Origin of the sequence: Sinorhizobium sp. CB7 (assembly GCF_041357635.1) — a bacterium.
Classification (GTDB): domain Bacteria; phylum Pseudomonadota; class Alphaproteobacteria; order Rhizobiales; family Rhizobiaceae; genus Rhizobium.
Map to the genome: position 1 here is coordinate 1 of NZ_JAULLL010000064.1, position 747 is coordinate 747.

At 56.6% G+C, this 747-nt stretch carries 1 pseudogene; it reads left to right on the plus strand.

Annotated features, from left to right (window positions below):
• Positions 1–160: 160 nt before the first annotated feature.
• A pseudogene (locus AAE029_RS36185) lies at positions 161–747 on the plus strand (transposase); the annotation flags it as partial.

Consider the following 747-nt stretch of genomic DNA (forward strand, 5'->3'; position numbering starts at 1 on the left):
TTTCATGCATGTCGTTGTCGCAAAACATGGGGTAATCGCGGCGCGATCGCCCCAGGTCATTTTTTTACGGTGATGGCTGGCAGGGGTGGTTGCCCCCGATAAGATGGCAATACGGGCTCACGATTGGAACCGGGCCCAAAACATCGAACGGAGAGCAACCATGGATCAATATATCGGGCTTGATGTTTCATTGAAAGAGACTGCGATCTCGATCCGACAGGGGGGGTAAGCGGATCTGGCGGGGGAAGTGCGCTTCGGACCCGAAACTTCTCGCCGAAATCATCCGTAAACATGCCCCCCATTGTAAGCGCGTTGTCTTCGAGACGGGGCCGTTGTCGACCTGGTTCTATCATGCGCTGATCAAAGAAGGGGTGCCGGCGATCTGCATTGAATCGCGGCACGCGCAAAAGGTCTTGAACCAGACGCTCAACAAGACCGATGCCAATGATGCGGATGGCTTGGCGCAACTGGCCGAAGCCGGCTTCTACAAGGCCGTCCGGGTAAAGGCTTTCGACAGCATGCTGACGCGCACGCTGGTGGCGGCCCGCAATCAGCTTCTGAGCATCTCAACCCAACTTAGCAACCAGATCCGCGGTGTGATGAAGACGTTCGGTCTTATCGTCCCCAAAGGAACGGGTCGGGTGTTTGATGGCAATGTGAGGAAACTCCTGGATGGCAATGACGGCCTTGCAATGATCATATTGCCTCTGCTTGAGGCGTGGTGCGGCATACGCAGGCGCGCGGCCG